The organism is Neorhizobium sp. SHOUNA12A (genome assembly GCF_023006505.1).
Taxonomy (GTDB): domain Bacteria; phylum Pseudomonadota; class Alphaproteobacteria; order Rhizobiales; family Rhizobiaceae; genus Neorhizobium.
Genome location: NZ_JALBGV010000154.1, coordinates 1 through 6,464 on the forward strand (window position 1 = coordinate 1; position 6,464 = coordinate 6,464).

Here is a 6,464-nt window from a genome sequence, read left to right on the forward strand (position 1 = left end):
CCGCGGCTCGCCACCCGCGCCAAGGGCTCCGCCGGTGGCCAGGCCGACATCGCCGACAGCGCGATATCCGCCCGCAACCGTTTTTCGAGGGCGATGGACGCGATGGGACCGGAGCTTTCCGGCGTCGCGGTGGATGTCTGCTGCTTTGCCAAGGGGCTGGAGACGGTGGAACGCGAACGCCAATGGCCGGCGCGCTCGGCAAAACTCATGCTGCGCACCGCGCTGCTGGCGCTCGCCCGCCATTATGCCCCGCCGGCTCCGCCAAGACGTCGCCAGAGCCATCATTGGGGCGCGGAAGATTTCCGGCCGGCCTTGTGACGGAGAAGACTTGTGAGGCTGACGCTGCATGCAGCTTGTGAGCGGCTCCAGAAGCGCCAGCCTAACGCGCTGCCCGGTTCGCTGCATAAGCGGCGCGGGCGGCGTCGATCCTCGGGGAATTCGCATGGGTCCAATCGGCCAGTGCCTGCACTGGCTCCCAAAAGTCCCGGCCGAGGTCCGTCAGGGCATATTCCACCTGCGGAGGCGTCGTCGGGGTGACTGTCCGCGTCACGAAACCATTCTCCTCAAGATCGCGAAGAGTGGAAGCCAGCATCTTCTGGCTGATCTCGCCGATCTCCCGCTTCAGTGCATTGAAGCGAAGAGGGCCGTTACCCAGAACGCGCACGACCAGAAGCGTCCACTTGTCGCTGATCCGGGCCAGCATGCGGCTGATGGGTTCGCAAGACCTGGTATCCTCGCGGTTACCTGGTATCCGAAAAGTGCTTCCTTGATGAGGCATTCGATCCTCGGATAGATGGTTACGGACAGAAACCAACATACATGAGGATACTATGGTTCCGAAGCCCAAAATCGCGGTCGTCATCGGCTCTACCCGCCCAACCCGCTTTGCCGACAGGCCGGCACAGTGGATGTTGAAGCAGGCGCAGGCGCGTGACGACATCGAGGTCGAACTGGTCGATCTGCGCGACCATCCGCTGCCGTTCTTTGACGAGATGGCGTCGAACATGTGGATGCCGAGCCAAAACCCGCAAGCTGTGCGCTGGCAGGAAACCGTCGGCCGCTTCGACGGCTACATCTTCGTGGTCGCGGAGTACAATCATTCGCTCACCGGCGTGCTCAAGAACGCCCTCGATCAGGCTTACAAGGAATGGAACCGGAAACCCTTTACCGCCATCGGTTACGGCGGCACGGGTGCGTCGCGCGCCGTGGAACACCTGCGCGGCATCGGGGTCGAGCTGCAGATGGTATCGACCCACGCCGCCGTCCATATCGGTGGCGGAGACTTCATGGCTGTCGCCCCGAGGGGCGGCAACAAGCCGATCGAGGAGATCGAGGCAAATCTGCTGCCTTCGGCCAAAACGGCGCTCGACGAACTGGTCTGGTGGGCAAAGGCCACGATGGCCGCCAAGGCAGCGGAAGCCTGATCTCTTGACGCGAGCCCCTGAGCCTCGTTCGAAGCTCAGGGATTTTTCGCTGGTGATCCGATCCGGACCTCTGCGTCGAAGCTTTGGGCTTCGACGCTCAGATTCCGAGACCGCCGGCTACATTCACCGTCTCACCGTTGATATAGCCCGCATGCGGTCCTGCCAGGAAGCAGATGGTTTCGGCCACTTCCTCGAGCGTTGCGATGCGACGGATCGGATGCATGTCCAGGATGGCGTCGCGGTTCGGAAGCTCGCCGGCAACGTCTGCGGCCATGTCGGTCGGCATGATTCCCGGCTGGACCACGTTCACGGTGATATTGCGCCGGCCAAGGTCGCGGGCAATGCCCTTCGCGTATCCGGCGAGCGCCCACTTGGTTCCGGTATAGTCGGCGACACCGGGAAAGGGGACGTAGGAGCCGAGGAGGGAGCCGACGAAGATGATCCGGCCGCCGTCGGTCAGCTTTTGCGCCGCCGCGCGGGTATTGGCGATCGTGCCCAGCACGTTGACCTGCCACTGGCGATTATAGTTGTCCCCGTCGAGTTCCGGATCGTCGACCATCTGACCCTGGATGGCGATGCCGGCATTGTTGACGAGGATATCGAGCCTGCCGAATTCCGCCATCACCCGGTCGATCAGGGGTTTTGCGGAAGAAAGGTCGGCCTGGTCGCTCTGGACCGCGATCGCGCGAACCCCCTTTGCCCTGAGTTTCTCCACGACGGCTTTCGCCTTGTCGGCCGAGGCCGCGTAGCTGATCGCGACGTCCGCTCCGTGATCGGCGAACGCTTCCGCCGTCGCCGCACCGAGGCCGCGCGAACCGCCGGTGATGAGGACGACCTTCCCCTTGAATATGTTGGACATGAGTATCCTTTCCCTATTCGACGAAGGGCTCCACTCGATCTTGTCGAGCGGCCCAAATTTCATAACGTATGTTACGATAACGATCGGTATGAAATTTGACAATGATGGTCAAGGGGCTTTAATAACGGTCATTATGAAAAAGGCCGAGCAGAGCTGATGGGACGCCATCGCGAATTCGATGTGGAGAAGGTGCTCGACGCCGCGATATGCGTCTTCTGGCGCAAGGGCTATGAGGGCGCCTCCTATGCCGACCTGACCGAGGCGGCGGGTGTCGAAAGACCGGCCCTCTATTCCGCATTCGGCAACAAGGAAGCGCTCTTCCGCAAGGCCCTGGTGCGCTACTACGAGCGGTATGTGGACTATGTTCCCGCTGCACTCCAGTTGCCCACGGCGCGTGAGGTTGCGGCGCACCTTCTCCAGGGTGCAATCGACCTCACCACCCGTTATCCCGACCATACGGGATGCCTTGGCATCCAGGGTGTCCTGGCGGGGTCGGATGAAGCGGAGCCTGTCCGGCAGGCCTTGATCGAGGCGCGGGCCGAAGCCGAGGCGCAGCTTCGCCAACGCTTCGAGCGGGCAAAGGCCGAGGGCGACCTGCCGGAGACGGCGAGGCCCGATACGCTTGCGGCATTCCTGATGGCCGTTCTTCACGGCATGGCGGTACAGGCCAAAGCCGGCTTCAGTCGCGACACGCTGGAGGCCGTCGCCGAGCAAGCGCTTTCCACCTGGCCTACTGATGCGCGGGAGGGGTCCTTGCGCCCTAAGCCGCAGCCCTGATCCTAGCCTCTTCCCGGATGCGCTTGACCATCGAGCGCAGCCCGTTGGCGCGCTGGGACGACAGGTGTTCGACAAGCCCGATACGGTCGAAGATTTCGATCGCGTCTGTGGCGGCGATCTGAGAGGCGGTCCTGCCGGAATAGACGGCGAGCACGATGGCGACGAGGCCGCGCACGATATGGGCGTCCGAATCGCCCTCGAAGGTCATCACCGGGTCGGCGCTGCCGTCCCCGAGATGGCTGACCAGCCAGACCTGGCTCGCGCAGCCCTGCACCTTGTTCTCCGCGGTCTTCTGGTCGTCGGGAAGGTCCGGCAGCGCCTTGCCGAGTTCGATCACGTAACGATAGCGGTCTTCCCACTCGTCGAGGTATTCGAAATCTTCGATGATCTGCTTGAGGCTGGCCATAAGCGCTCCGGTTCTTCTATCCGCTCCATATAGGCACTGCAGGCCGGGATAAAAGCAAAAAAACGCCGTGAGGAGTAATCCTCACGGCGTCAGCAAAAATGCTGAATGACAGGGCAGGCAGTCCGGCGCCGGGAACCATGGCTATCAGAGCCCGGCGCAAGTTTTGAAATTCGAATTCGAAAGAGACGTCCGCAACGCTGTTTGTCAGCGCGTCAACCTAACGAATGGGCCGTTTCTGCGGGACCGGCACGGTGCCGGTGAAGATGGTGTCGGCAACAGCAGCGGCTGCCGTTTCGGCCTGTCTGGCCGGGAATGGGGTCGGCTCCGGATCGGCAAGCACCGCGGTCCGGGTGCCCTTGTCGCCGAACTGCTTGTCGAGCAGCTCGAAGGCGACCTGGGCGCCTTGCCTAGCCCTCGTGCCGAGCGCCGAGAAGGTCTCAGCACCCTTTTCGCAGACCTCAGGTTTTTCGGTGCAGATGGCGCTCACATATTGATAGGCTTCGGTCGCCGCCGAAAAGGCGTTGCTGACCTGCAGAGGCGAAAGCCCGTCGGTCTCGGTCGCCGGCTTGCTGCTGAAGTAGGAAAGCACCACCAGCACCGCCGCGAACCACATACTTCCCTTGATGAGAAACCACATCGCTCTGTCCACCTGTTTTTTCCCGCCATTCTCTTCAAGCGGGCCGCCGGATCTGTGCCGGTCTTGGACATGGTTGTACCGCCGGGAAGCGAATATGGCTTTGACGGGACCGTTCGGTTTTTCGGCAAATTTGCCTAAAATGCGAAATATCGGCATTTGCAGCGCCTTTGTCGCGAACTTGAATCGAATTTTAGCGATCGATGTTAAGCATAATTGCGGCAGCCCACCCGAACCCGTTGGCTTTCCTGGCCGCTGGCTCGCCACAAAGGTTAACGTCTTGGGAAAAATTGAAGCAAATCCGTTGCTTACGTTGCGTTAACCACAAGCTCAGAAGGCGTGTCCGTTCTGTCCCAAAGCCGGATTTTGGGTCATTGCGGGGCTTCCCGCACCCCCTGGTTTTATCCTTTCCTTAAGCCACGGAGGCCTATTGTCGGCTTCAACAACCGAGTCTGTGCAGGGTTTTGCGTGCGCGTATTGAGTAACATTGCCGGAAAGGCGGTCACGCTGGTCGATGAGACCGCCACCCGCTGGCTCACGCGCCTCGGCGAGGGCGAGACCGCGCGCGCCGGTGAAATTGCCCAGTTCCGCCGCCTCGTCTTCTCTGGCCTTGGCGCACTGCTGACCGTGCCGCCGGCGCTGTCGCTGCTGTTGCCGCCGGCGCTCGCTCTGCCCGTCGGCGTCGCGCTGGTGCTGTCGCTCTTCCTTTTGGCCGTTGCCGCTTCCTTTGCCTTTCCGCGCCATGCCGTGGCTTTTATTGCCGCGCCGCAGCCGGAAGAGGTTGCCTTCGATGCGATGCCGGGCCTGTCGCTCATTCTCGATCCGCATGGCCTGCTGGTGAAGACCGGCGGTCGCGATCAGCATCTGTTTCCGCCAAGCCTGCGCGAAGCGGCCGGCGAGCCGTTTGCCGAGCGAGTCCACGTGTCCGACCGGATTGGCCTCGTCCAGGCTTTCGACATGCTGCGCCAGGGTGCGGCGAGCGCGCTTGCCGAAATCCGCATCGAGCGGCCGTTTTCGGCTGCCGGCCGCCAGTTTCTGTCGGTCCGTCTCGACATGACCGCCATTCGCGACGGCGAAGGGGAGCTTCTCTACGTCCTGGCGCAGGCACGCGACATGTCGGAAGAAGAGCAGCTCCGCCTGGAAGCCGCGGCCAATGTCGCCGAGGCGCGCTCCGCCCATGAGGCGAAGTCGAGGTTCCTCGCCGCCGTCAGCCACGAGCTGCGCACCCCGCTCAACGCCATTCTCGGTTTTTCCGACGTGCTCATCGGCGAATATTTCGGCAGGCTCGAAAACGACCGCCAGCGCGAATATGTCGGGCTGATCCGCCAGTCCGGCGGCCATCTGCTCTCCGTCGTCAACACCATGCTCGACATGTCGAAGATCGAGGCCGGCCGCTACGAACTGCTCGCCGAACCCTTCGCGATTGCGGAAGCCGTGGAAACCTGCCGCGCCATGCTCGACCTGACCGCCCGCGAAAAAGGCGTGACGCTGACAAGCCGCGCCCCCCGCGGGCTTGGCGAAGTGATCGCCGACCGTCGCGCCGTACAGCAGATCCTCATCAATCTCGCCGGCAACGCGATCAAGTTCACTGGTCCGGGCGGCGTCGTGTCGATCGACGCCATGCTCGAGGGCGATGACGTCAAGATTTCCGTCAGCGACACCGGCATCGGCATCGCGGCCGAAAAGCTGCAATATATCGGTCAGCCGTTCATGCAGGTGGAAAACGCCTATACCCGCACCTACGAAGGTACCGGTCTCGGACTTTCTCTGGTAAAAGGCCTGGTGGCGCTGCACGGCGGTCGTTTCGCGATTGCCAGCCGTCCGGGCGAGGGGACCGTGGTGACGATCTCGCTGCCATCGGACGGCTCCGGCGTCGAAGCAAAACGGGATGATTCCCGGGAGGAGAAAGTCGAATTCCCGCCGCGGCTGAGGGCAGCCCGGCATGCGGCCATGATGGACGAACAGGATTTTATCGATGACCGCGCGGAAGCGAAAATCGCCTGACAGGAAAAAAACTGTCAAGCAGCCTGGCATTCTGTCGAGCTTGGCTCTGGCGGGAGCGCGGGCTGCTGCGCGCCGGCCGAAGGCCCTGTTCGGCAGCGCTGCCTTCGGCGTCGTGTTCTCCTTCGTCGCCGCCAATGCGCTCTGGTATCAGCCGGGCGGCCATCCATCCCCGTTCCTCGCGACCCGCGATTCCAAGAACCCGAATCAGATTGCCGGTTATCGTCCGGCAAGGCGCACCGCACCTGCCGATGTCACGACCTTCCGCATCGAGCGCGCCGATCCGAGCGTCGTAGCGCCGGCTCCAGCCGCTGTGCCGACCGCAGCGCCGGCCCAGACGGAGATGCCTGCGCCGACCGTTGT

The 6,464-nt window shown here is 62.7% G+C and carries 9 protein-coding genes and 1 pseudogene; 6 read left to right on the top strand and 4 right to left on the bottom strand.

Annotated features, from left to right (window positions below; genetic code table 11):
- On the top strand, nt 1–318 hold a 318-nt coding region (locus MOV63_RS31720), incomplete at its 5' end, for a DUF6456 domain-containing protein (RefSeq protein ID WP_247039717.1).
- Nucleotides 319–379: 61 nt separating this feature from the next.
- Here the strand turns inward: MOV63_RS31720 and MOV63_RS31725 are convergent.
- Entirely contained in the window at nt 380–778 is a 399-nt protein-coding gene (locus MOV63_RS31725; RefSeq protein WP_405029410.1) for a winged helix-turn-helix transcriptional regulator, read from the bottom strand.
- A 52-nt stretch (nt 779–830) separates the two neighbouring features.
- Between MOV63_RS31725 and MOV63_RS31730 the strand changes: the two genes are divergently transcribed.
- On the top strand, nt 831–1,424 hold the full coding sequence (locus tag MOV63_RS31730; protein WP_038584901.1) for an NADPH-dependent FMN reductase: 594 nt from the start codon (nt 831–833) through the stop codon (nt 1,422–1,424).
- Between the two features lie 97 nt (nt 1,425–1,521).
- On the opposite strand, the gene MOV63_RS31735 is transcribed toward MOV63_RS31730, so the two are convergent.
- On the bottom strand, nt 1,522–2,283 hold the full coding sequence (locus MOV63_RS31735; RefSeq protein ID WP_038541159.1) for an SDR family NAD(P)-dependent oxidoreductase: 762 nt from the start codon (nt 2,281–2,283) through the stop codon (nt 1,522–1,524).
- A 156-nt stretch (nt 2,284–2,439) separates the two neighbouring features.
- On the opposite strand from MOV63_RS31735, the gene MOV63_RS31740 reads away from it, so the two are divergent.
- On the top strand, nt 2,440–3,060 hold the full coding sequence (locus tag MOV63_RS31740) for a TetR/AcrR family transcriptional regulator (RefSeq protein ID WP_247039719.1): 621 nt from the start codon (nt 2,440–2,442) through the stop codon (nt 3,058–3,060).
- Here the strand turns inward: MOV63_RS31740 and MOV63_RS31745 are convergent.
- Entirely contained in the window at nt 3,044–3,466 is a 423-nt protein-coding gene (locus MOV63_RS31745) for a SufE family protein (RefSeq protein ID WP_247039721.1), read from the bottom strand. The genes MOV63_RS31740 and MOV63_RS31745 overlap by 17 nt on opposite strands.
- A 217-nt stretch (nt 3,467–3,683) precedes the next feature.
- Entirely contained in the window at nt 3,684–4,103 is a 420-nt protein-coding gene (locus tag MOV63_RS31750; RefSeq protein WP_038541164.1) for a DUF5330 domain-containing protein, read from the bottom strand.
- Nucleotides 4,104–4,197: 94 nt separating this feature from the next.
- Here MOV63_RS31750 and MOV63_RS31755 point away from each other — a divergent pair, with 94 nt between their 5' ends.
- The 3 genes and pseudogenes from MOV63_RS31755 to MOV63_RS31765 all read left to right on the top strand — a co-directional run.
- The gene (locus tag MOV63_RS31755) at nt 4,198–4,422 is read left to right on the top strand and encodes a hypothetical protein (RefSeq protein ID WP_247039722.1); all 225 of its coding nucleotides are present in this window, start codon (nt 4,198–4,200) and stop codon (nt 4,420–4,422) included.
- 146 nt (nt 4,423–4,568) lie between these two features.
- Nucleotides 4,569–6,104, top strand: a complete 1,536-nt coding sequence (locus MOV63_RS31760; protein ID WP_247039723.1) for a HAMP domain-containing sensor histidine kinase — start codon at nt 4,569–4,571, stop codon at nt 6,102–6,104.
- A pseudogene (locus MOV63_RS31765) lies at nt 6,076–6,464 on the top strand (peptidoglycan-binding protein); the annotation flags it as partial. The gene MOV63_RS31760 and the pseudogene MOV63_RS31765, both read left to right, overlap by 29 nt.

Coding starts and splice junctions, on each gene's coding strand:
- MOV63_RS31725 (WP_405029410.1), bottom strand. CDS start 778: ATGCCTCATCAAGGAAGCACTTTTCGGATACCAGGTAACCGCGAGGAT.
- MOV63_RS31730 (WP_038584901.1), top strand. CDS start 831: ATGGTTCCGAAGCCCAAAATCGCGGTCGTCATCGGCTCTACCCGCCCA.
- MOV63_RS31735 (WP_038541159.1), bottom strand. CDS start 2,283: ATGTCCAACATATTCAAGGGGAAGGTCGTCCTCATCACCGGCGGTTCG.
- MOV63_RS31740 (WP_247039719.1), top strand. CDS start 2,440: ATGGGACGCCATCGCGAATTCGATGTGGAGAAGGTGCTCGACGCCGCG.
- MOV63_RS31745 (WP_247039721.1), bottom strand. CDS start 3,466: ATGGCCAGCCTCAAGCAGATCATCGAAGATTTCGAATACCTCGACGAG.
- MOV63_RS31750 (WP_038541164.1), bottom strand. CDS start 4,103: ATGTGGTTTCTCATCAAGGGAAGTATGTGGTTCGCGGCGGTGCTGGTG.
- MOV63_RS31755 (WP_247039722.1), top strand. CDS start 4,198: ATGGCTTTGACGGGACCGTTCGGTTTTTCGGCAAATTTGCCTAAAATG.